Below are 23,804 nucleotides of genomic sequence, written 5' to 3' on the forward strand. Positions count from 1 at the left end.
ATCAACAGAATTGCTTGAATGATCAATAAAAATTGTATTAGTATAAACTTCTAATAAAAGACCTTGTTTGTCAAGAGATAAACCTCTAACTTATAAAAGTTTTCTAAAATTTCTTACTGTTTCTCTACGCGGTCTGCTGCATCTAAAATTTTACCTGCTACCTCTTGAATGGAAAGAGAAGTGGTGTCAATTTCAAAGGCATCATCCGCTTTCTTTAGCGGTGAAACTTCGCGCTCAGAGTCAAGCTTGTCACGCCTTGCAATCTCTTCGATCAGCTGATCGTAATTGACATCATAGCCTTTTTTCTGATTCTCCTCAAAGCGGCGTTTTGCTCTTTCTTCTACAGAGGCAAGCAAGAAGATTTTCACTTCGGCATCAGGAAGAACGTGGGTACCTATGTCTCTTCCGTCCATGACGACACCGCCTTTTTTACCAAGCTCTTGTTGCCTGCGGACCATTTCTTCCCGAACAGCTCTGTGCTTTGCGACAACCGATACTTGGTTGCTCACGCGGTCTGTGCGAATCTCCTCTGTCACATCTGTATTGTCTAGATGAACTTTTTGACCCTCGCCTGTTGAGACAAGTTCAATCACAGTTTTTTTCAGTAGTGCATCAAGTGCCTGCTCATCTTCAAGATCTACACCATGTTGAAGTGCCGCAAGTGTAATCGCTCGGTACATGGCACCTGTATCGATATAAATATATGATTTTTTTGCTGCGACAATTTTTGCCACAGTGCTTTTTCCTGCTGCAGCAGGACCGTCAATTGCGATAGATAATTTCTTTTTCATAATACCTCTCCTTGATTGAATCTCCCTTATGAATTGTAACACGATCACCGGTCAAACGGGGGAATTTTCTATCAATCCTTCTGCTTAAACGTCTCGATCCAATCTTCAATGCTCATGTTATTTACACCCTCGTATTGCACGACTTTTGACAAAAATAGTTCTCCTTTCGTCAAATGAAGAGTAATCTGAACGGCTAATAATAAGACAAGCTGAATGAGCACCGCTTTAAATAACCATCTTTCCATTGTCTTCATACAAAAAGCCTCCACGCTAGAATCTATCACCTCTAGTATGGAAGCTTTTAACATCCTTTATTCTTATGCTTTTTTCACACGTGTTAAAAGCTGCTGCTGGAAGCAGTACTTCATAATGTGCTGCTGCTGATCATTTGAGATCTCAGAAAACTCCATGATCGCTCTTGTTTTACCAGTCTGCTCATCTTGATAGACTCGGCTCATCTCTGCAACCGCTTTAATTTTGACAGGCTCTTTCAGCGGAAGTTCAAACTCTGTGATCACTTCTCCGTCTTCTTTCAATGAGACACCTTCAGGAACAGCAATGGCTAAGCCGCCAGCACTCATATTGACAATAAACGTGTCAAAGGATTCTTCACCCGTTTGCGTGATCGCGGCTTTGACCATAGTATCGACTCTCAGATATTCTCTCCGCTGAAGCCGAATCATTTCTTCTTTTGGCGGAATGGAAATGACGATCATCGGAATATCTTCTTTCTTCTTGCCGATGACTTCGCTTGTGCATTTGTATGGAATTTGACTTTCATCGAAAAAGAAAACGGTGATTTCTGTTTGCTGGTTCAAATAGATCGTGCGTCCCGTTTCTTTATCAGCTGGATAATTAATGCAAATATCATCGTTATTATTTTCCAAAACTTTCGATTTTGCAGTTTTCACTTCTTTGTTCTCATTGACATATTCAATTGTGATTGCATCCCCTATTTGTAACATTCCTCATCACTCTTTCATCTGTGAAATCATATCCTCTCCTATATTAAACCATGTATAAAACAAAAGGAAAAGGCTTATTCGCCTTTTCCTCACTTCCTTTTCTATAGGTCTTTATATATAGGTTCTGCGTTTTTTAGTTTATCTACTCGTTCTTCTTTTCCGGTATCCGCATTAATGAACATTCGGTACGTATCATTTTTTATCGTTCCAAGGAACTCATAGCATAAAACTTCTTCTGACATATCGTTTTGAACAATTGCCACATGAGTATCTTCGATTTTCACATGCTGATTGAGTGTTTTCTTCGCTTCTTTTTGTGAGATTTTAGGTGCTTTGATGTCTCTTGTTTTATGATTCGTTAAATAGTCTTTTGCTGAAAATCCAACCACTTCTCCATCATCTAATGCGACCTTCATGCGTATACTATCTGGATACAGCAGTACATTTTTTTGTAGTGGTACATAGGTAAATACACCGATATTATCAAATTGCGCACTTTCATCTAAATGGAAAGACTCTGCATCAAATCCTTGCTTCTTTAAAAAGCTGAGTGCTTTTTCTGATGCTTGGTTTAAACTGATTTTCTGTTTTTTTACGTCTCGATTTTGAAGAAGGTAAACGGGATGCCCTCCTTTTTCAGTCAAGTCTAAATAGAAATTCGCTTTACTATCAGGATCTGACATTGATAAGCTGTACACATCTCGATTGGTTTTACTTCCGCTTTTTCTCACCTTAAAATGTTGATTATGATCAGGTGTGAATTGCTGGGCTATGCGTATCGCTTCTTTCTTTGAAATCTTTTTTCCTTTTAAATGATTGTAGCCACGTGTTTCTGCTTCTGTCGACACATTTGTCGGTCCGAGATCGACATCTGCAAATGCATCTGCATTTCTCTCGACTGTTTTCAACCCGTCAATGATGGTGTTATCATTCTTTCGGTCACCATCAGCAAGTGCCATTTCAACATCCATCCATTTTAAATTTTTGTTGAGGACGAGATGCTGCACTTGTCTCAGTTCGTTTTGAATATCAGATGCTTGTTGATATAATGACGTAATGGTTTTGTGCGTATTTTTGTTTAACGGTTCATCTGATAGGGATTTCACTGATGATTTGTAGCTAAAGTCTCCGACATTCGCCAAAAATTCTTCCGTTTTGTTAAAAGGCATTAATGTAAGCGGAAGCTGACTCACATTGTTATGTGCTTCTGAAGACATTCTCCATACATCTGCAAGTGCTGGTGAAATCGACGATTGGCTGTTCATCGCAAGCGTTGCTCCAAGTTTGTCGTGCAGCTGATCCACTTGGTACGTTAAATCGTGGAAGGCCCTCTGATAGTTATTCTCTGCGTGCAAAAGCACTGCGTCTTTTTCTTGATGCTCTTTATAGCCCCAATAACCTGTTGAGATAACAGCAATTCCTAAAATGGCAATCAATATTCCTCTGATCATTTATTTACACCTCTTTCTATTCGCAGAAAATATGTTTCCCAATGCGTTTAATTTGTGGTCTACCCCAAATCCATGGGCTAGTCGCTGTATCAGGATTAAAGTAATAGACGGCACTCTCAGATGGGTCCCAGCCGTTAATGGCATCAAATACAGCTTTTTTTGCAGTTTCATTAGGTGACATATAAAATTGACCATCCGCCACAGCTGTAAATGCAAGCGGTTCAAAAATAACACCTGCGATTGTATTTGGAAAAGTCGAGTTGTTCAAACGGTTTAAGATGACGGCAGCGATCGCCACTTGTCCTTCATACGGCTCGCCTCTTGCTTCACTATATACCGCTTGTGATAAGAGCTGAATATCATTACTAGAAAAACCACCTGGCATGTTGGCTGCCGTTTGTTTCGGTGTTTGATTTGCTTGCTGATTGCCTGACTGTTTCGCAGACTTTCCAGATGCTCCACCTTGACTTTTTTGATTCTCTTTTGCACCTTGAGCTGTCTTTTTTTGTGAACTTCTTTTCGCTGGAGCTTTCGTTTGCTGATCAAGAGGTTTCCCGCCATAATGGGTAAACTCATTCCCCTTTTGCAGCTGCTGCTGAACAAAGTCTTTATAGTATTTTGTCTTTTGAACTAAGAGGCTTTTTGTTTGTTTACCTACAAGTCCGTCGACCTTCTTTACACCATATTGGCTTTGAAAGTTGCGAACGGCCCAGTACGTCCCCCAGCCATATACACCATCAATTTTGCCATTGTAAAAGCCATTGTATTGGAGCCGTGCTTGCAGCTCGACTACATCTTCTCCTGTTGCACCACGCTGAATGACTTGACTTGTGAAGGCTTCACTCTTTTCAGTTGTCATTAGTGAGGTTGCGAGTAGAACGATTGAGAAGATAAGGACGATTTTTTTCATGAAACGAGCTTTGTCCATTTTTGATCCTCCTGTACTTTTGATGTTTGAATATATATTTCTTCCAATCCCTATTTTTATACATTCAACACAGGAGAGAAATGGATGAAAAGACAAAAAAACGCCCTATCAACTGATAAGACGTTTTTTTAAATTTGCACCATTTTCACAGAACGAGCCTTTTTTGCTTTTCGCAGGCCAAACCACCATAAAAAAATCATGAATGGCAGCATGATATATCCCCAATTTTTCATCCCTAACAATATGAAATCATAAAGGCCGTGAAAAAGCACAGGAAGCGTTAAAGAAAGAATCAGCCATTTACGCTGCTCTTTTTTTTCAGAGAAGCGGGCTTTGCCGATATAAAACCCCATCACAACACCGAATAAAGCATGACTTGAGACGGGTAATAAAGCACGGGTAAACGCATATTCAACCCCGTGACCGACTAAATAAAGAATATTTTCAAGTGTGGCGAAACCAAGTGAGACACTTGTTCCATATACAATCCCATCATAGTGTTCGTCAAATTGGGCATGTGCATAGACGCTGACCATTAAAATAAACCATTTTAAAGATTCCTCTAAAAAGCCCGACGTCACAAATGAAATCAAGATAGGGTTCGTGGTGATATGCTCCTCCTGTAGGACATATTGAATAAACATGGTTGGAAACACAAGTATAACGCCTAGCATAAAAGATCTGATGACCATGTGTACCGGCTCATTGTCGTACTGATCTTTCAAATAAAAATAACTTAAAAGTGCGATGCCGGGAGCTAAACCTGCTGAGATGATTGCGATCATAACCAGACCTCTTTCCCTACATTATCCTTCATTATCGTACCATGATTTACCCATTTTTTATATGAATCGAGCCCATTTTTATGAAAATTACTTTCTATATAATCCCATTTTATAGCAAAAAAACTGAATCCTTAAAAGGATCCAGTTCTTTTTTTATCCGTTCATTCTGTTGTTGATTTCTTCTGCAATAAGCCCACCATGAAATCTCCCATTTTCAATGAAAATTTCATTGGCATTATTTCCAGCTGCAATGACTCCTGCAATGAAAATACCTTCTACATTTGTCTCCATCGTCTGTTCATCAAATGCTGGACGGCCTGATTCTTGATTAATTGTCACTCCCATTTTTTCTAAGAAAGAATGATCTGGGTGATAGCCTGTCATGGCAAAAACATAATCACTTTTCACTCGCTCTGTTTGCTCTTGCTGATTTGTAAAAATCACTTCTTCTTCTGTGATTTCCTGCACCTGCGCTCCAAACTCCATTCGTATCGTTCCATTCCGCACAAGTGCTTCAAACTCTGGCAAAATCCAAGGTTTGATGCTAGATGAATATTCAGTGCCTCGATACAGTACAGTGACTCTACTTCCGCATTTCACAAGTTCTAGCGCAGCATCGACACTTGAGTTTTTCCCACCGATCACCGTTACATCTTTATCAAAGTATGGGTGTCCTTCTTTAAAATAATGATACACATGTGGGAGGTCTTCCCCTTTGACGTTCATATAGTTTGGATGATCATAGTAGCCCGTCGCAATCACGACATAATCACATACATAATCGTCTTTTGATGTGCTCACGGTAAAATGACCGTCTTTTTTCGTCACAGCGTTCACTTTTTCAAAGGCATGTACACGCAGGCTTTTTCGTCTGACTACTTCTCGATAATAAGAAAGTGCCTGGATACGTACGGGCTTGCGATTTTCAGTAATAAAAGCGACATCACCAATCTCAAGCTTTTCACTTGAACTAAAAAAGGTTTGATGTGTTGGGTAATGATAAATACTATTGACGACATTCCCCTTTTCAATGACAAGTGCATCAATGCCGATTTGCTTGAATGCGATGGCAGCTGATAGTCCGCATGGGCCGCCTCCTATTATGATCGCTTTTTCTTGTTTCATTTGTTCCACTCCTGTCGTTTCAATGCAATAACAATTGCTAGCTGTTTCATGAGTTGTTCATTCAATAAAAAAATCTCCTATTTAAGGATAGGAGATTTTAAGGCGCGATGCAAATGAGCCGCTTAAATCCAGCCTCTGAAACGAGAAGCTTCAGCCATTTTACGTACGCCGACCATGTATGCAGCAAGACGCATATCGATACGGCGATTTTGCGCCATTTCATAAATATTATTAAATGATTTCACCATCATATCTTCTAAACGAGTTTCGACTTCCTCTTCAGTCCAGTAGAACCCTTGGTTATTCTGCACCCATTCAAAGTAAGAAACCGTTACACCACCCGCACTCGCAAGTACGTCTGGGACAAGCAGTACTCCACGATCTGAAAGAATTTTTGTTCCTTCAAGTGTCGTTGGGCCATTCGCTGCTTCCACGACAATTTTAGCTTTAATGTTTGCCGCGTTATCTTCAGTGATTTGGTTCTCAATGGCTGCAGGTACTAAGATATCACAATCGAGCTCAAGCAGTTCTTGGTTTGTGATGGTATCGTTAAATAATTTAGTCACGGTTCCAAAGCTGTCACGTCGGTCAAGCAAGTAGTCAATATCAAGACCATCCTCATCGTATAACCCGCCGTAAGCATCTGAAATTCCTACGATTTTCGCTCCAGCATCATACATGAATTTAGCCAAGTAGCTTCCTGCATTTCCGAATCCCTGTACGACAACACGTGCGCCGCTTATGTCAATTCCTTTTTTCTTCGCCGCTTCTTTGATGCAGATCGTCACACCTTTTGCTGTTGCAGTATCACGTCCGTGTGATCCTCCAAGAACAATTGGTTTTCCTGTAATAAATCCTGGCGAGTTAAATTCATCCATTCTAGAATATTCGTCCATCATCCATGCCATAATTTGAGAGTTTGTAAACACATCTGGTGCTGGTACATCTTTCGTTGGACCAACGATTTGACTGATTGCGCGAACATAGCCACGGCTTAGTTTTTCAAGCTCTCTAAATGACATTTCTCTTGGATCACAGATAATACCGCCTTTTCCTCCGCCATAAGGAAGATCCACAATACCACATTTTAAACTCATCCAAATTGAAAGCGCTTTTACTTCTTTTTCAGTAACGTTCGGGTGGAAACGAATACCGCCTTTTGTCGGTCCGACAGCATCATTGTGCTGCGCGCGGTAACCAGTAAAAATCTTCACTGATCCATCATCCATCCGTACTGGAATTTTCACAGTTAATAGACGAATTGGCTCCTTCAGCAATTCATACACTTCTTGCGGATAACCTAATTTGTCTAGCGCTTTATGTATGACGGTTTGAGTTGACTTTAAAACATCTAGCTTATCTTCTGCGTTATGAGCGGCGTTTTGATCGGCTGCCATTAAAATAAACCCCCTAGAAATCTTTCATGATCTACTGCTCCCTTTCAAGCAATAGTATACACCTTCGTACTGGTAAAGCAAAGGTAAAAAACGTTTTTTATCAAAATAAAATATCAGCGTTTATAAATATAAAAAGGATATAAAAAAATACTGTTGTTTCATCACAACAGTATTAAATATAATAGAAAAAAGTGATTAAAAATACATTTGAATCGTTTTCACTGCATCATCTTGCATGATCACTTTTCCGTATTCTTTTAACCGATGAATCGTTAATGTCGTAGGAGAACCGAACTCCGCTAAAATGGAAATGACGGTATCAGCTGATAGTTCTTCAAAATCATCAAGGCTGAGAAAATATTGTCCTTCATAATGGTAAACTGTACCCCCTAAAAGTCCAATACGATTTAAACTATGGGACAGTTGAATCACATCTTCAAATGAGGCAAATTGATAGAGCACATGATGACTCTCGTCGAGTTTGACTTGCATCTCAATGTAATCTTCATCAAACTCATCATCATCAGCATCATCTTGCTGACTCTTTGTGACAATGACGACCATCCCCTGCGCCTGAAGTGAAAATACTTCAACAGCAATCGGTCCACTCGCTTCAAAACCGAGCTCCTGATTCGCTTCGTTCATCATGTCTTTAAACAGCTGATGGACTTTGAACGAATCTTTCCAAAGGTCTTCTTTCGTAAGACCCCGGTCTGTCAGGTCATCTAGTGTGAGAAAAATTTTGATTTTATTATAATTCAGACGCTCCAGTCGCATAACGTTCCCTCCTGCCTCTTCTAAACACACATCATACTGTAGTATATGAGATGATGAGTCATAGGTTCTTAATTTTGTATTCAGTTTACACTGTGTCAAGTCGGAAGACAAGCATGAAGCTATGCTTACGGTGACTTTTATGGAAAATATTGAAGGCGCATCCAGTTATCGCTTTTTGACAGGCATTAAATAGATCAAATGGGTTTCTGGCTCAGCCCCGAGACGCATTGGAATCTTCGTTGTCCCATAACCATTACTAATGAGAAAAAATGCGCCTTTGACCTGACCTGTTCTTCCTTTTTCATACGGACCAAATTTCCCAATTCGGATCTGACCTCCATGCGTATGACCGCTCAAAACAAGGTTGATCCCCTCATCTTCACTCATTAAATGATGTACATCTGGGTTGTGTGATAAGAGAATATTTACGTCACCTTTCACGAACTCAGGTCGTATCGCTTCATAATCCGCCTTTTCAAGCCGAATATCATCAATACCTCCAATTTTGATTGGCTGGCCTTCGAAATCCCACACAGCCGTTTCATTTTGCAGAGTCGTCACATCGAAAGCATGAAGAATTCTTTTAAACTTTTGCTGGTGCAGCTCGTGATCATTATTTCCCCAAACAAAATAAACGGGCGCAATTCTTGATAAACGTTTTACATTTTCTTCTATTCTGGCGTAGGGTACACCTTTTTCTGCTAAGTCCCCGCCTATCATAATGACATCCGGTTTTTCTTGTGTGACCTCGGCTAATAATGAGTCATGAATGAGCCGGCGGTGTGTATCAGAAATAAAGAAAATCACTGCTGGTCGATCTGATTGAAGTGCTTCTATTGTAAAGTAATGCTTTTTGATGTTGTTTTGTTTTGCCGTTTTCACCATTTTTGCCGTTACACACACACCTGTTGTAACAGCCGCAATGGCGGCGGTAAATCCGATGGCATATTTCATCATAAATGGCTCCCTTGCATATGTGTCGTTCATAAGACGCTTGAATGAAAAAAGACGTTTCAACTATTAAAACGTCTTTTTACGCATTTATTTACTTTCATAATAGAGATTAATGTCATATTGCTGGTGCATATAGTGAAAAACCGCTTCACGCTCTTTCCACTGATCTGATTGCGGCCATAAGTCTGTGCTTTTTTGTATAATCTCACATCTGAGGCGATGATATTCATCCTCAGCCTTTTCTTCTTTTTTCTTATAATAATAAGAAGCATAAAAAGCAAACACCTCAGCCATGATCCAAAATAGAAAGACCTCATGACCGAGCAGTGTTGCAATCATTGCTTCTGGCTGAAGAGAGCCTCCTTTATTTGCCGTTATCACAAAATAAAACAAAAGAATTGCCAGTGACAAAAGGGCTGTCCATTGCCACCTTTTGCACTGTTTGGCAAAGCCCTCATATTTAAGCTTTCTTTTGATCAACGTTTCCATCATTTTCTGTGTCGGCTGATCCATATAGCGGCTGATTGCGTGCAAAGTCATCACATACACCCTGTCCCTTTTTTCTACATATGTATGTGCATTTTCCTTCGTTCATGTCAGGTAATTAGTTTTCCAATGGTATGTTGAGAACTTGACCACTGTATACACTGTTCCCATTTAAGTGATTGTACGCTTTTATTTTCTCTTCACCCGATCGGCTTTTGTAATATTTCATCGAAATTCGATACAGGTTTTCCTCTGGACCAACTGTGTGCTGCACGACACGAACTGGCTTTTCTTCCTGCTTCTTTTTCTCCTCGGCTTCTTTTCGTTTTTTCTCTTCTTGCTGTTTTTGGAGAGCTAGCTGCTGCTGTTCCCGCTTTTTCGCAGCTGCGGCTTTTTCACGCTCTTGTTTCTCTTTAGCAGCTTTTTCTTTTTTCTTCTGCTCTGCTTTTTCTTTTGACTGCTGCTTTTCTTTTTCTTCATCTTTCTTTTTCTTCTCTTCGTCAGACGCATCCGCTTTATCAGCGTTTGCGTCTTTTTTTGTATCGGCTAGTGCTGACGGAACTGGGTCCGTGTCGGCACTTGATGTAGAATCGATATTATATACATCTTGATTATTATGGTTTATTTCCTGTGATGTGTAGTAGATCAATAGAAAGAAAACAGTGATGACGATAATAGGAAAGATAATAGCCAATGTCGTAAACAAAGGATTGCGCACTTTTTTCGTACGCTGTTTCTTATATTCATGAAAGTCTTCTCGTGTAGGAAAGTGAGAGTCATCAGAAGGTTGTACTTTTTCTTCAAGAATTTCCTCTACATTGTCGTCATGGTTGTTGGTGAGTTGCTCCTTCTTTCTCTGCATTCTCGACATTTCTTCCATGTTCATCCCTCCCCTTATATTTCAAACGAATTTGACAAGCAAAGACTAAGTCAATGACAAAATGTGTCATAACAGGAACAAATAGATTTCCCGTCCACTCGTATAAAAGTCCTAAAAAAATACTAATGGAAACCACGAGGATAAACAAGAGTATTTTTGATAAATAGCGAAAGTGAAGAAGCGCAAACACGATGCTGGCAATCTCTAGCCCAAATTGTTGTTGAACAATTCCGCGAAATAGTATTTCCTCTGAAAAGGCAATGAGAAGTGTTAACCAAACAATATGCGGGATGCTTCGGTTTTTGAACATCTTTTCATTTAAACCGCCATCATCATACATATGAGCGGGAAACACCTTCATGACAATCGCATCCACAATAATGACGAGCAAAGCACCGCCAATTCCATGAGTCAGAATGCGCATATCATGAATCTGCCAAAGGGATGTAAAATCTGTCCATTGATTGAACATAAATATGCCTAGTAAAAAAGAAACGATAAGCATAAGCAACTGCGTGAAATACAGCTGTTCTACGACTTGTCGATCGGTTAATTTTTCAATGATTCGGCGATGTTGTTCTATCAATGCTGCGCCTCTTTTGTCAGATGAAACATACGATCCAGCACAGTCTTCCAGTGTTTCATTTCATTCAGCTCCAATGATTGTTCTTTTTTTTCATAATCAGACAGGTTCAGTCCGCAAGAAGAGCAGCAATCATCAGAGGACGCGCGCTCTGTTTGATCAATCTGTTCGTGAAAGTATGATAACAGAGATTGTCTAAAGCAGTTATGATCCATGATCCGCTCTTTAAATTGCCACACCTTTCTCAGCTTTTCTGTTTGTCTGTCCTGTAATTTTTCTTTTAGATTCTTAAGGATTGCCGGGCGCTGCTCGGACTCATGCATCATGTAATAATGCGTCAGCATTCTTGCACGTGTCTCCTGAAGGCCTGTTTCCATTAATCGTTCACGTAATTTTTTTTCATCATTTATCTGCATTTGTGTCAGTTGTGCTAGGTAGAAATCAATTTCTGGATCGTCAAATCCATCTGCTTGGATCAAGTGTTGCTGAATTTCTGCATCCTCTTCTGTATATAAAAGAATGCTCACACTGTTTTTTCCATCCCTTCCCGCTCTTCCAATCTCTTGCATAAATGCTTCAATCGATTGCGGTGGGCTCATATGAATGACAAATCGAATATTTGCTTTATCAATTCCCATGCCAAAAGCACTCGTACAGCAAATGAGATCAAGCTGATCACTAATAAATTGCTGCTGAATAAGCATACGGTCTCCCGCATCCATTCCGCCATGATAAAACTCAACACGCTGATTGGTTTTTTGTTTCATATAGAGAGCAAGTTCTTCTGTCATTTGCCGGGTCGGGCAATAAATAATGCCTGGTCCTTGCAGGAAATCTACAAGCTCAATGGCCCGTTTCTCTTTTGCTTCTTTCGTTTCGTGTACTTCTTTGACTAAGGCAATGTTCCGGCGATTGACGGAATGAATATGAAAGTCTGGCTGCTGTAATCTTAGCGTTTGCACAGTATCTTTTAGCGTTTGTTTTGTTGCTGTAGCTGTAAGAGCTAAAGCCACAGGATGACCTAACGCTTCTCTCCATTCTCCAAGCTTCGAATATTCAGGACGGAAATCATGCCCCCATTCTGATATACAATGCGCTTCATCGACGACAAACAGACCAATACGCATCGATTTGAGCTGTTCTAAGAGCATTTCTGACATCAATGCCTCAGGTGCGACAAATAGAAATTTATATGATGGCAAATGCCGAATGATATGTCGCCTTTCCTGAAAAGTCAATGTGCTGTTAAGTGCCGCCACTCGTTTTTCCCCGCGCATTTTCATTCGTTCGACTTGGTCCTCCATTAGCGATAAAAGCGGCGAAATGATCAGAACTAACCCGTCTGTCATATAACCGGGAATTTGATAGCAAAGTGACTTGCCTCCACCAGTAGGCAGCATGGCAACCGTGTCTTTTTGATGCAGCACACTTCGAATAATGTCCTCTTGACCTGATTTAAATGTGCCATGGCCAAAGTATCGCATGAGCGTCTGATGAAGCTTATCCATTTGCTTTCACCATCCTTGTCAGTGCCAATCTTATTTGAAAATAAGTAAATGGATGCTCGAGTTTTTCTTTAATCAGCTTCATTTTATTTGTTTGCAGCTCTTTAGCTACAGCAAGAATTGCCTGCTGCTCTTCTATACTCACATATGGCTCTATTGAAAAGCTTGGCTCATGTATCGACAGCTCCACAATATGATCTTCAATCGTTGCCTTTTTTAATGAACGAATGTGAGCAATTTGTTCAATATCAAATCCTTTTAGGACAAGCTCCAGTGTTTTGTGAGTAGAAGTTGTTAACACGCGTTTAAATTCAAGGTCACCTATGAGTTGCTGCAAAATCGGCGCCTCACCTTTTTGGGCAGATTGAATAAAATAATGGAGTACATTCCAAAAAAGCAGGTACACATACCACACATCTTCTTTCATCCACTCCGCCATTTGCTGATACGTACGCCCGATTCGTTCATTTGAGGTCAATGAGTAAACAAAAATCACTGCCTCTTGCTCACTTAGGTTCATCAGACGTTTTTCTAGTTCATGATGCAGATCTTTTGAAAGCTTACTTTTCTGTTGATGCTGTTTCAAAAAAGATTTCGTCCAGCTTTGAACTGAGACATCTCTTTGTATCGGAACATATTGATGTGATCCAGCCATATAGTGAGAAAGCACTTGTACAAGTAAAGAGAGCCTCATCCATAGCATCTTTGCTTTATCATGATATTTGGCACCATGAAAATAAGTAGGCATCGGTTTTTCAGAAAAATGCTGGTGTAGCATTCGCTGCCCTGCTTCAGTGATGCTGAGTGTCTCATCGTTTTTTCTAATGAAGTGCTTTTCTTCAAGCTTTAAAGCAGAACGATTCAGCTGATCCCTCGTAAACCCAGGGTAACAGCCGAAGTACCTGGAAAGCTCAAACAAGCTGGCATCCTGTATGGTTTGTGATGATTTTTTTCCTTTAAAAAGATGGTAGACAGCACTAATGGAGCGTTCGCCGTTCAATTTATATACGCTGTCCATTAACATGACATCCAAATAATGAAGAGTCATTCATCAAAGCACCTGTCTTCCTGACAAAATTCGAATATTTTCTCCCTTTATTTTAACAGATTTCATACAAGAAGAAATGTTTAAACTCAATTTATGGGGGAAAGTTATGAACAAACCCTTATGTGATAAGCATTCTCATTCACTTTACAGTTGAAATGTGAATTTAAAATCATTACAATAAGGTTTGAGGAAATTGTTTTTTATCGGTGAAACTAAAAAGGTTAAACCATGTGTTCCATCGAACTATTTGGGAGGTATTTTTTTAACATGGCAAAATATACAATTGTAGACAAAGACACATGTATTGCTTGCGGCGCATGCGGTGCAGCTGCTCCAGACATTTATGATTATGATGATGAAGGCATTGCATTTGTTACGCTTGACGACAACCAAGGGACTGTAGAAGTTCCAGAAGTACTTGAAGAAGATATGCTTGATGCATTTGAAGGATGTCCAACTGACTCAATCAAAGTTGCGGACGAATCTTTCGAGGGAGACCCACTTAAGCATGAATAGTATAAAAGCCCCTTATGCAGGGGCTTTCAGCTTGTAGACAAAGTCTACAAGCTTTTTTGTATAATAAGGGTAATAACAATAATCTGTGGGGGATAAACATGTTATCGAAACGTGAAGAAGAAAGAAGAAATCAATTAGAAGTAGTGGCTTTAGATGAATTAGTGCCTGAAGATCATCTTGTGCGGAAAATTGAACAAGCAATCGATTTCGATTTCATTTATTATCTTGTCAAAGATCATTATAGTTCTGATAATGGTAGACCAAGTGTTGATCCTGTTGTTCTCATTAAGATGGTCTTAATCCAATATCTATTTGGCATTCGCTCCATGCGTCAAACCATTAAAGAAATTGAAACCAATGTGGCTTATCGTTGGTTTATTGGGTATGGATTTTCGGAGAAAATTCCGCACTTTTCTACCTTCGGTAAAAACTACGTGAGACGCTTCCACGATACAGATTTATTCGAACAAATTTTTTATCGAATCTTAAGAGAAGCGATGAAAAAAGGGCTCGTTGACCCGTCTATCGCCTTCATTGATTCGACTCATGTCAAAGCGAACGCCAATAAGAAAAAACTTGAAAAGAAAATCGTTCGAGTTGAGACAAGAAGTTATCAAAATCAGCTTCATGAAGAGATCAATATTGATCGTGAAGAACATGGAAAAAAGCCCTTACCCCTACAGAATAAAGAAGAAACAAAAGAAATCAAGGTCAGTACAACTGACCCAGAGAGTGGCTATTATGTAAAGGATGAACGTGAAAAGTCATTTGCTTATTCATTTCATACAGCGTGTGATTCAAAAGGATTTATTTTAGGCTCGCTGGTCACAGGCGGAAATGTTCATGATAGTCGTATGTTGGATTCACTCGTATCAAAAGTGACAGAGAAAGTCGGAAAACCAAATGTAGTCGCAGTAGATGCGGGGTATAAAACACCTTACATCGCTAAGTTCTTAATGGATCAAGAGATAAGACCTGTCATGCCCTACACTCGTCCAAGAACAAAAGCTGGTTATTTGAAAAAGAATGAATACGTATATGATGCATATTTTGATTGTTACATTTGCCCCAACGGGCAAATTCTCTCTTATCGTACAACGACTAGAGAAGGCTATAAGCAATATGCATCCGATTCAGAAGTATGTGAGTCCTGCTCGTTTTTAGATAAGTGTACCCAAAGTCAAAACCACACCAAACAAATTCATCGGCATATTTGGCAGGATTATCTAGATGAAGCAGACAATCTGAGACTCACTGAAATAAATAAGAGCATCTACGCAAAACGGAAAGAAACGATTGAACGCGTTTTTGCGGATGCAAAAGAAAAGCATGGTATGCGTTGGACGAAACTTCGTGGACTAAAAAAAGTTTCAATGCAAGCGATGCTTACTTTCGCTGCCATGAACCTTAAAAAGCTAGCAAACTGGACATGGAAAGTACCATGTCCAGCGTAAAACACATGATGTTTTTTCAAAAAATGTGAAAACCCCACTTTTACTTGAAGTAAAAGTGGGGTTTGTCTACGGTCTGAAAGCCCCTTATGCAGGGGCTTTTTTTATATTAACTATTTTGAAGTCGGCGTTTATTTTCAAACCATGGACGCATTTTCACAAAAATGAAGCTAAATACGATGGTAATGATGATTCCTTTAATAAAGTTAAAAGGTAAAATCCCCGCTGTAATGGTCGTCTTGAGCGCATGATCTGATAGTTCTGGTGCGTTTAAAAACCATGTGTAAGCTGGCAGGAATAAGAAGTAATTTAAAATGCTCATCATCACAGTCATAAGTAATGTACCCATGATCATTGACCAAGCCATTCCTTTTGCTGATTTAATTTTTTTGAACATGAAGGCGACTGGTAAGATGAATAGTGTGCCTGCAATGAAGTTCGCGACTTGCCCAACTGGAACGCCGGACATACTGCCTTGAATGAGATAATGCAGAACATTTTTTAATGCCTCAACGGCGATTCCTGCACCTGGTCCATAAATTAAAATCGCAATAATCGCTGGGATATCGCTGAAATCAATTTTCAAATACGCTGGAAGCCCTGGGAAAGGAAAATCCAATAAAATTAACACAAATGAAATACTGCTAAGCATACTGGTGACAACTAAACGTTTTACTTTACTTTGATTCAATATTCTCTCTCCTTTTCGATCAAATCTAACGAAAAGAGGATTGTTCAATTTCAGCCACAAAAAAACCGCTCATGAAAACAGGAGCGGGGAATTTAGGCTAGACAAATAAACGTGTGAAAAACTCAGTTTTCAACGTTTACGAACCTCCATCTTCTCCCATCCAGACTATACTGTCGGCTTCGGAATCACACCGAATCCTGCCAAAAAAGGCTCGCGGGCTTAGAGACTATACTCATCACCGCCGGTAGGGAATTGCACCCTGCCCCGAAGATTGATCATTATTCAATTCGACATCATTATATATGATATATGAGCATTTGTACAGATAAAAATCCTGAGCAATTTCATCAGTTTTAAAAAATCGTAAAAAACTTAAAAATTATAATGACAAATGCGAAAAAATTGGTTATCTTTTGTTTAAAGGTGTCCATTCTTTATAAAGACACTAAGAAATGTTCGTGTTTTCTTTTTCGCTTTACTGCTTTAATTTGATTGACACAGTGAAAAGGAATATGGTAAATTATCAGATATTTATGACGTTTATTTTAGGAGGAAATCTTACGATGTTTCGAGTTTTAGTCTCAGATAAGATGAGCAATGACGGTCTTTTACCACTTTTAGAATCAGATTTTGTTGAAATTGTCCAAAAAAATGTAACAGAAGCAGAAGATGAATTACACACATTTGATGCCTTACTTGTCAGAAGTGCGACGAAAGTGACCAAAGAGCTTTATGAAAAGATGACTTCATTAAAAATTGTCGGCCGTGCTGGTGTGGGAGTAGACAATATTGATATCGATGAAGCCACCAAGCATGGTGTCATTGTGATCAATGCACCAAACGGTAATACGATCTCTACAGCTGAGCATACATTTGCGATGATCTCTTCGCTTATGCGTCATATTCCACAAGCCAACATTTCTGTAAAATCAAAAGAATGGAACAGAGGTGCATATGTTGGTGCCGAGCTTTATGGAAAATCTCTTGGGATTGTTGGACTTGGTAGAATCGGAAGCGAAATCGCCCAACGCGCAAGAGCATTTGGCATGACAGTCAACGTATTTGATCCTTTTCTGACAAAGGAACGTGCAGAAAAAATCGGCGTCAATGCCAAATCACTTGATGAAGTGCTCGAAGTATCAGATATTATCACTGTACATACCCCATTAACAAAAGAAACAAGAGGACTTCTTAATAAAGAAACAATCGCAAAAACGAAAAAAGGCGTTCGCCTAGTGAACTGTGCACGCGGTGGTATCATTGATGAACGTGACCTTCTTGAAGCGCTTGAAAGCGGTCATGTTGCAGGAGCTGCACTCGATGTATTTGAAGTAGAACCTCCTACTGATAATCCGCTTGTAGACCATCCGCTTGTCATTGCAACTCCGCACCTTGGCGCATCGACGAAGGAAGCACAATTAAATGTAGCGGCACAAGTATCTGAAGAAGTACTTCAATTTGCAAAAGGACTCCCTGTGATGTCATCTATTAACCTACCAGCGATGACAAAAGACGAGTTCAAAAAAATTCAGCCTTATCATCAGTTTGCAGGAAAACTCGGACGTCTTGTCTCTCAATCAATGAGAGAACCAGTAAAAGAAGTAGGCATCTCTTACGAAGGCTCTATTTCAAAACTCGAAACATCCTTTATTACAAAAAGTCTTCTGTCAGGCTTTTTAAAAGAGCGTGTTGATTCGACTGTAAATGAAGTCAATGCTGGAATGGTGGCAAAAGAACGCGGCATTAGCTTTAGTGAAAAGATTTCTTCCAGCGAATCTGGTTACGAAAACAGCATTTCTATTGAAGTCAAAGGAGATCTTTCAACTTTTACTCTTAAAGCAACCTACATCCCGCATTTAGGAGAACGCGTTGTTTCCATTAATGGATTTAATATTGATTTTTATCCAGATGGACACCTTGTCTACATCCAGCATACTGATGCACCTGGTGTAATTGGAAAGGTTGGACAAATTTTAGGCGACCATGATGTCAACATTGCGACAATGCAAGTAGGACGTAAAGAAAAAGGCGGCGAAGCCATCATGATGCTTTCTTTCGACAAGCATCTTGAGGACGAAATTGTCAAAGAATTAACCGAAGTACACGATATACTTTCTGTCCGTCTGATCGACCTATGAAAATCAATATAAACCTCATGCAAATGCATGAGGTTTATTTTTTTGAAACCATTAAACGATCTCCCGTTCGGATGAGATGAGTGGTCAGCTCATTGATCTGTTTCAATTGCTCCACAGTCATCTCATGTGCCCTTGCAATCGACCAAAGGGTATCTCCCTGTTTAATGAGGTATGTATTGTTCTCTTGTCCGTTTACATGTAAAGCCGGCTCTTGGAAACGATCCATCGCAATGATTGTGAGCGGATCTACCGCATCTTCTTTGCTGACTGACCATTGACCCCTGTGCACCTCAAAATGCAAATGAGTGCCTCTAGACGCTCCTGTGTTACCGATAATGCCGATCGGCTGTCCTGCTTCTACATGGTCACCCTCTTTAACAAAACGCTCGTGTAAATGTGCATAGACGGTTTCATATCCATTTGGATGCTGGATAAATACAACCTCACCATATGTAGCAGATACATACGAACGCGAGACCACCCCTTCACTTGCAGCAAAGATGGATTCTCCTTCTGGTGCAGCTATATCTAATCCCTTGTGCGAGCCATCTCTTGTCCCAAATAAATCTGTGACTTCTCCTTTTATTGGCTCCACCCATTCGCTTGTTTCCTGTGCATGAACAACAGGCGAAAAGATCATCAAAAAACAGCTGGCACATATGAAGCAATACCTTTTCATCAGTGACTCCCTTTCTTTGCGATTCTTTTTATGACAGCTTAGTATACAGCAAGGAAGCTATTTTCTATACATCAAAAAAGAACGCAATTTCTCGCGTCCTTTAACGGTCTTTTATGACAACTGGATTCGGCAAAGCCGGCACCTCTATCGGTTCTTCTAATTCATATGGGCCAACTTGATCTGTTCCCGCCTGTTGAATGGTGACCTCTGTAAAACCAAAATCTTTCGCTGAGAGCAGCAGACCTTCAATGAGTAAAATATGATCATTTGAGTCCGATAATTTCGCTGATGCTCCAAACGTAATGGTCACATGTTTTCCTTTAGACGTCACTTCTTTAATCGGTTCATCTTTAATTAATGGATCAAGTCCTGCATCGCTTGTACGCTTCATCGCTTCTACCGCATCTTCATACGATGAATAATGCGTTTTTGAAGGCACCAAAAAGGTCCCGCTCTTATTCTCTAAAACATAATAAGCATGCTTTGTTTGTTTTTCAATTGATATTGTTCCAACGCTTCCATTTGCCCCTAATTGAAGGTGAGATCCTTTAGCTGTCTTGACTTGCACCTGCTTATATTTGCTCCATTTTAGCGTTTCTTTTACCATATCTTTAAACCGATTGGCTTCTTTTAACGTATCAAGGGACAAATCACTTTTTAATTGAAAAATAAGTGTATCTCCTTTTTCACGAAGCTCCACCATATCCATATAAGACTGAAGAGGTTTTGTCATTTCAGGCAGCCGCACCTGTTCATATGTGTTCACCATATTCTGCAAATGATCATACTCATCCTCTTTTTGAATGCTAATTGGTACCACTTGAGAGGTCGATTCATCTATGTATGCCATGGTCATATACTTTTGCTGCTGCTTAAGAGAAACAACATGTGAGGGCCCATCAGTCTGTTTGACCGCTTCTAATGTGGCGTTCACCTGACTTTTGTCAGCACTTGAATCCATTTTCATTTGCTGATGGTGATCTTGAGCAGCTGGCTGAAATAAATGAGGAGAAATTAAAAACGCCATAAATAAAACCACAACGGTTGCGACCGCTGGACCGATCCATTTGGCACTTTTCTTTTTCTGCCCACTTGCCATCAGCATCTGCTGGTATATTTGCTTAGATGAACGGTTGTCCTCCACCTTTGGAAGCTGACTTAGTAACACCTTGATTCGTTCTTCGCTCCAATCGGACCTGTTCGTTTTCATTCACTAGCTCCTCCTTCAAAAGCTCCATATGTTTTCGGAGCACTTTCAGGCCTCGGTGCTGCGTTGTTTTGACTTTGCTTTCCGAGAACTTTAGCGCCTTTGCCGTCTCCATGATTGAGTAGCCCTGGATAAATCTTAAAATGATGACAGCTCGTTGATCAATCGTGCACTGATCAAGTGCGGCATAGATTTCTTTTACATTTTCATCCTGCACAGCCAGTTCGTCTGGGAGCAAGTCTGGGTCCTTTACATCCTGCTTATCCCAATCAAACGTGCCGAGTACCCGTTGTCTAATGGTTTGCTGTTTGCGAAACCAATCAATTGCCACATGCCTCGCAATTGAAAACAGCCATGTTTTCTCGCTGCTTCTTCCTTCAAAAGTTTTATATGAGTGAAGTACCCGGATGTAAACCTCCTGAACGAGATCCTCTGCCTGATTTTTATCTTTAACCATATAAAATAAAAACTGGTACAAATCTTGATGGTACGAATCATATATTTTTTGAAAGGTTTCATGCATAGGAAACCCCTCCGTTCACTTATTTTTGTCGAGTGACTCTTACAAAACGTTACATTACAACTTTATGACAAATATATTACAAGTTCGACAATTTGGGAAGGGCTTTTTGTTTAACTTCTCCTTAAAAATATGAAAATAAAAAAACACTTCTTTTTCTTTCGAAAAGAAGTGCCAGATTGTTGACAAAGGGCTAAAATGATCTTTATTTTAGCCCTTTGTCTTCTTTTCAGCGTGATAGAAAACCTTTGCAGTATAGGAAGGACGAGTACTGGCGCGGAGCGAATTTGACATTCGTGAGCACCAGCACGCAGGACTGACAACGAATGCGAGGGTTTGTCTACACGCTGACACTTCTTTTTCTTTCAAAAAGAAGTGTTTCTCATGTAACAAGATTCTTCGTCAGGATTAGACGAGTTCCTGCTTTTTTCTCGGAATATAAAAGGTAAAATGTGTACCAGTACCCGCTTTGCTATGTGCATGAATGGAGCCTTGATGTGCTTCTACGATGTTCTTCACAATTGCAAGACCAAGTCCAGTTCCAGAACGCCCTCTTGTTCTTGCCTTATCCGCTTTATAGAAACGTTCGAAAATAAATGGCAGATCCTCTTCCGGGATTCCGCTTCCTGAATCTTTCACATCCATTTTCAAACCGCTTTCCACCGATTGAACCGAGAAGTGAACCTCTCCGCCCTCAGGTGTATGACGAATGGCGTTATCAATGAGATTCGTAAACACCTGCTCCATCTTATCCGGATCGAGTACAAAGTGCGGTTCATCCACTTGAATATCATATGTGAGATCAACTTGCTTTTCTTTTGCTATACCAAGAAACTTGCGGTAAATCTTCTCGGTCAGCTCTTCTGTATCCGTTGATTCGAGATTCAGTGTAATATGACCAGCTTCCATTCTCGCTAGGTCTAGAAGGTCATTCACAAGACGTCCCATTCGAAGCGATTCGTCGTAAATAATTTGCGCAATCTCTTTCTTTTCCTCTTCTGAGCCTGCGATATCATCTACAATCGCCTCACTATACCCTTGCAGCATAGCAATTGGAGTACGAAGTTCATGACTGACATTGGCAATAAAGTCTTTTCTCAGCTTATCAAGTCTTCGTTCCTCTGTCATATCACGAAGGACTGCAACTGCTCCTCTAACGTCCTGCTGATTATAAAGCGGAGACATAAGAAGAACCCAAGTACGCCCTTGCAGTGTGACTTCGATCATTTGCTCTTTTTCCGTGCTGACGGCTGTATGAAACAGTTCTCGTGCTTCTGGAGGCAGTTCATCTCCATCTTTGATCTTCATATTTTGCTCGTAATACCATGCCTGCAAGAATCGTTCTGCAGGAGGATTCGTCATGAGGATCGTTCCATCAATATTGATGGTGATGACCCCATCGGCCATACTGCTTAATATGTTGGATAAATGTTCTTTTTCTTGATTTAAGGCTGTGATATGAAATGTAAGCTGCTTGCCCATTTGATTAAAGGCGATGGCCAGTTCTCCAATTTCGTCTTGCGTTAATATCGGAATCTTTGTATCAAATTTCCCTTTCGCCAGATCCTGCGCTCCCTCTTTCATCTTTCTAAGAGGATAGGTGACACGCGTTGATAAGAAGAACGCGAATATAGTGGTTAAAACAATGGCAATCCCGGCTGCTAGGAAGATATAACGCGTCGTATGCTTTGTTGTTTGCTCTACGGCGAGTAATGATTGAGAAAGAAAGACCATGCCTTTTTTGCCGTTTGCCTCAAATGGAACACCGACGACAATTCGTTCATCTTTATGATTGCCTGCATTTGGTTCTGCACGTTTACTAATTTTTTTACGATCTTTTAGTGCTTGATTCAGATCACTGTCCGCTTCAATTTGTTTCTTTGTAATCGCAGGTAGCTTCCCGTCTTTTTCAGACGAATACCACTCTAGTCCGTCCTCTTGGATAATCGCAATACTCGTCAATTTGTCAGCAAGCTCTGATGTAATCGACCTTGCGAGCGATTGATCGTCATGGCTTTCTAAAATGACTGCCACTTTATTTGCCATTTGCGTTAAATCTGACTTTGCTTCTTCTACATGGTAATTTTCAATGAACTCTAAAAGAAGCACGGTTAAAATAGATAAAACGATTAGGACAAGGAAGAGAATGGTTAACCATAGCTTTCCAACGACACTTTTCCACAGTTTCATTCAGCGCCGACCTCAAATTTGTACCCGACACCCCATACTGTCACGATTTTTTTCGCAGCTTCTGGTGACACTTTATTCAGTTTTTCGCGAAGTCGTTTGACGTGGGTATCGACTGTTCTCAAGTCTCCAAAGAATTCATACTGCCATACTTCTTTTAACAGCTTCTCTCTGTCATAAACCTTATCAGGTGTTTTCGCAAGGAAATATAAAAGCTCATATTCCTTCGGCGTGAGACTGACCTCTTTGCCATCGGCTGTTACTCTATGCGCATCGTGGTCAATTGAAAGATGAGAAAACACAAGTACATCTTTTGTTGTTGTCCCAGTATTGAGATAAGACGTTTGAGAAGATCTTCTGAGCAATGCCTTCACACGTAAAACAACTTCACGCGGGCTAAAAGGCTTCACGATGTAGTCATCCGTTCCTGCTTCAAACCCTTGCACGCGGTTGGCTTCTTCTCCTTTTGCCGTCAGCATAATGATTGGAGTCGCTTTTTTGTCTCGAATTTGATTACACACTTCGATCCCATCTGTGCCAGGCATCATTAAATCGAGCAAAATGAGGTCATAATCTGATTGGAGTCCTTTTTGAATGGCTTCATCTCCATTTTCAGCTTCATCAATTTCATAATTTTCACGTTCTAAATACATTTTTAAAAGGCGGCGAATTCTTGCCTCATCATCTACGACTAATATTTTCGTTTGAGTTGTGTGTTCCATTAGACAATCCTCCTGCTT

The 23,804-nt window shown here is 40.1% G+C and carries 24 protein-coding genes and 1 riboswitch; of the genes, 3 read left to right on the forward strand and 21 right to left on the reverse strand.

All coding sequences use genetic code 11. The features are described from left to right. Window positions 1-113: 113 nt before the first annotated feature. From cmk to NKR21_RS11535, 15 genes are all read right to left on the reverse strand, one after another. The gene (gene cmk / locus NKR21_RS11465) at window positions 114-791 is read right to left on the reverse strand and encodes a (d)CMP kinase (protein WP_144457959.1); all 678 of its coding nucleotides are present in this window, start codon (window positions 789-791) and stop codon (window positions 114-116) included. A 71-nt stretch (window positions 792-862) separates the two neighbouring features. Next, on the reverse strand, window positions 863-1,045 hold the full coding sequence (locus NKR21_RS11470; RefSeq protein WP_003215744.1) for a DUF5359 family protein: 183 nt from the start codon (window positions 1,043-1,045) through the stop codon (window positions 863-865). Between the two features lie 63 nt (window positions 1,046-1,108). Continuing rightward, window positions 1,109-1,756 carry a flagellar brake protein gene (locus NKR21_RS11475; protein WP_088000975.1) on the reverse strand — a complete coding sequence of 216 codons (648 nt, stop codon included), beginning with the start codon at window positions 1,754-1,756 and terminating at the stop codon, window positions 1,109-1,111. A gap of 101 nt (window positions 1,757-1,857) precedes the next feature. Beyond that, window positions 1,858-3,207, reverse strand: a complete 1,350-nt coding sequence (gene ypeB / locus NKR21_RS11480) for a germination protein YpeB (protein WP_012010402.1) — start codon at window positions 3,205-3,207, stop codon at window positions 1,858-1,860. Between the two features lie 16 nt (window positions 3,208-3,223). After that, entirely contained in the window at window positions 3,224-4,135 is a 912-nt protein-coding gene (sleB, locus tag NKR21_RS11485) for a spore cortex-lytic enzyme (protein WP_088000972.1), read from the reverse strand. A gap of 128 nt (window positions 4,136-4,263) precedes the next feature. Then, a complete protein-coding gene (prsW, locus tag NKR21_RS11490; protein WP_012010404.1) occupies window positions 4,264-4,920 on the reverse strand; it encodes a glutamic-type intramembrane protease PrsW in 657 nt (218 codons plus the stop codon). Window positions 4,921-5,073: 153 nt separating this feature from the next. Then, the gene (locus tag NKR21_RS11495) at window positions 5,074-6,045 is read right to left on the reverse strand and encodes a YpdA family putative bacillithiol disulfide reductase (RefSeq protein WP_144457961.1); all 972 of its coding nucleotides are present in this window, start codon (window positions 6,043-6,045) and stop codon (window positions 5,074-5,076) included. A 122-nt stretch (window positions 6,046-6,167) separates the two neighbouring features. After that, entirely contained in the window at window positions 6,168-7,442 is a 1,275-nt protein-coding gene (locus NKR21_RS11500) for a Glu/Leu/Phe/Val family dehydrogenase (protein WP_012010406.1), read from the reverse strand. Window positions 7,443-7,637: 195 nt separating this feature from the next. Further along, the gene (locus tag NKR21_RS11505) at window positions 7,638-8,219 is read right to left on the reverse strand and encodes a genetic competence negative regulator (protein WP_012010407.1); all 582 of its coding nucleotides are present in this window, start codon (window positions 8,217-8,219) and stop codon (window positions 7,638-7,640) included. Between the two features lie 165 nt (window positions 8,220-8,384). After that, window positions 8,385-9,173, reverse strand: a complete 789-nt coding sequence (locus NKR21_RS11510; protein ID WP_144457963.1) for a metallophosphoesterase — start codon at window positions 9,171-9,173, stop codon at window positions 8,385-8,387. An 87-nt stretch (window positions 9,174-9,260) separates the two neighbouring features. Next, on the reverse strand, window positions 9,261-9,713 hold the full coding sequence (locus NKR21_RS11515; protein ID WP_144457965.1) for a DUF2663 family protein: 453 nt from the start codon (window positions 9,711-9,713) through the stop codon (window positions 9,261-9,263). Between the two features lie 64 nt (window positions 9,714-9,777). Beyond that, window positions 9,778-10,539, reverse strand: a complete 762-nt coding sequence (locus NKR21_RS11520) for a LysM peptidoglycan-binding domain-containing protein (protein ID WP_012010410.1) — start codon at window positions 10,537-10,539, stop codon at window positions 9,778-9,780. Further along, window positions 10,484-11,125: a CPBP family intramembrane glutamic endopeptidase gene (locus NKR21_RS11525; RefSeq protein WP_012010411.1), complete on the reverse strand. Its 642-nt coding sequence runs from the start codon at window positions 11,123-11,125 to the stop codon at window positions 10,484-10,486. The genes NKR21_RS11520 and NKR21_RS11525 overlap by 56 nt, the downstream gene beginning before the upstream one ends. Next, window positions 11,122-12,630, reverse strand: a complete 1,509-nt coding sequence (locus NKR21_RS11530) for a RecQ family ATP-dependent DNA helicase (RefSeq protein ID WP_144457967.1) — start codon at window positions 12,628-12,630, stop codon at window positions 11,122-11,124. The genes NKR21_RS11525 and NKR21_RS11530 overlap by 4 nt, the downstream gene beginning before the upstream one ends. Continuing rightward, on the reverse strand, window positions 12,623-13,675 hold the full coding sequence (locus NKR21_RS11535; RefSeq protein WP_144457969.1) for a YpbB family protein: 1,053 nt from the start codon (window positions 13,673-13,675) through the stop codon (window positions 12,623-12,625). Before NKR21_RS11535 ends, NKR21_RS11530 begins: the two co-directional genes overlap by 8 nt. A 267-nt stretch (window positions 13,676-13,942) precedes the next feature. Here NKR21_RS11535 and NKR21_RS11540 point away from each other — a divergent pair, with 267 nt between their 5' ends. Further along, entirely contained in the window at window positions 13,943-14,191 is a 249-nt protein-coding gene (locus NKR21_RS11540) for a ferredoxin (protein WP_003215700.1), read from the forward strand. A 98-nt stretch (window positions 14,192-14,289) separates the two neighbouring features. Then, entirely contained in the window at window positions 14,290-15,645 is a 1,356-nt protein-coding gene (locus tag NKR21_RS11545; protein ID WP_253602516.1) for an IS1182-like element ISBpu1 family transposase, read from the forward strand. Window positions 15,646-15,751: 106 nt separating this feature from the next. On the opposite strand, the gene NKR21_RS11550 is transcribed toward NKR21_RS11545, so the two are convergent. Beyond that, window positions 15,752-16,333, reverse strand: a complete 582-nt coding sequence (locus NKR21_RS11550; protein ID WP_012010414.1) for a riboflavin transporter FmnP — start codon at window positions 16,331-16,333, stop codon at window positions 15,752-15,754. Window positions 16,334-16,477: 144 nt separating this feature from the next. Beyond that, a riboswitch (FMN riboswitch) is annotated at window positions 16,478-16,609 on the reverse strand. A 287-nt stretch (window positions 16,610-16,896) separates the two neighbouring features. On the opposite strand from NKR21_RS11550, the gene serA reads away from it, so the two are divergent. Then, window positions 16,897-18,471, forward strand: coding sequence for a phosphoglycerate dehydrogenase (serA, locus tag NKR21_RS11555; RefSeq protein ID WP_012010415.1), 1,575 nt, complete (start codon window positions 16,897-16,899; stop codon window positions 18,469-18,471). 34 nt (window positions 18,472-18,505) lie between these two features. On the opposite strand, the gene NKR21_RS11560 is transcribed toward serA, so the two are convergent. From NKR21_RS11560 to NKR21_RS11580, 5 genes are all read right to left on the reverse strand, one after another. After that, the gene (locus NKR21_RS11560; protein WP_088000960.1) at window positions 18,506-19,150 is read right to left on the reverse strand and encodes a M23 family metallopeptidase; all 645 of its coding nucleotides are present in this window, start codon (window positions 19,148-19,150) and stop codon (window positions 18,506-18,508) included. 100 nt (window positions 19,151-19,250) lie between these two features. Then, window positions 19,251-20,360 carry a sigma X negative regulator gene (locus NKR21_RS11565; protein ID WP_119125059.1) on the reverse strand — a complete coding sequence of 370 codons (1,110 nt, stop codon included), beginning with the start codon at window positions 20,358-20,360 and terminating at the stop codon, window positions 19,251-19,253. Next, complete coding sequence (gene sigX, locus NKR21_RS11570) at window positions 20,272-20,880, reverse strand: RNA polymerase sigma factor SigX (RefSeq protein ID WP_003215976.1); 609 nt, start codon at window positions 20,878-20,880, stop codon at window positions 20,272-20,274. The genes NKR21_RS11565 and sigX overlap by 89 nt, the downstream gene beginning before the upstream one ends. Window positions 20,881-21,285: 405 nt before the next feature. Then, window positions 21,286-23,067 carry an ATP-binding protein gene (locus NKR21_RS11575; RefSeq protein WP_088000956.1) on the reverse strand — a complete coding sequence of 594 codons (1,782 nt, stop codon included), beginning with the start codon at window positions 23,065-23,067 and terminating at the stop codon, window positions 21,286-21,288. Further along, window positions 23,064-23,786, reverse strand: coding sequence for a response regulator transcription factor (locus NKR21_RS11580; protein ID WP_012010420.1), 723 nt, complete (start codon window positions 23,784-23,786; stop codon window positions 23,064-23,066). The genes NKR21_RS11575 and NKR21_RS11580 overlap by 4 nt, the downstream gene beginning before the upstream one ends. Between the last annotated feature and the right edge of the window lie 18 nt (window positions 23,787-23,804).

Origin of the sequence: Bacillus sp. 1735sda2 (genome assembly GCF_024159245.1) — a bacterium.
In the GTDB taxonomy this organism is placed as follows: domain Bacteria; phylum Bacillota; class Bacilli; order Bacillales; family Bacillaceae; genus Bacillus; species Bacillus pumilus_O.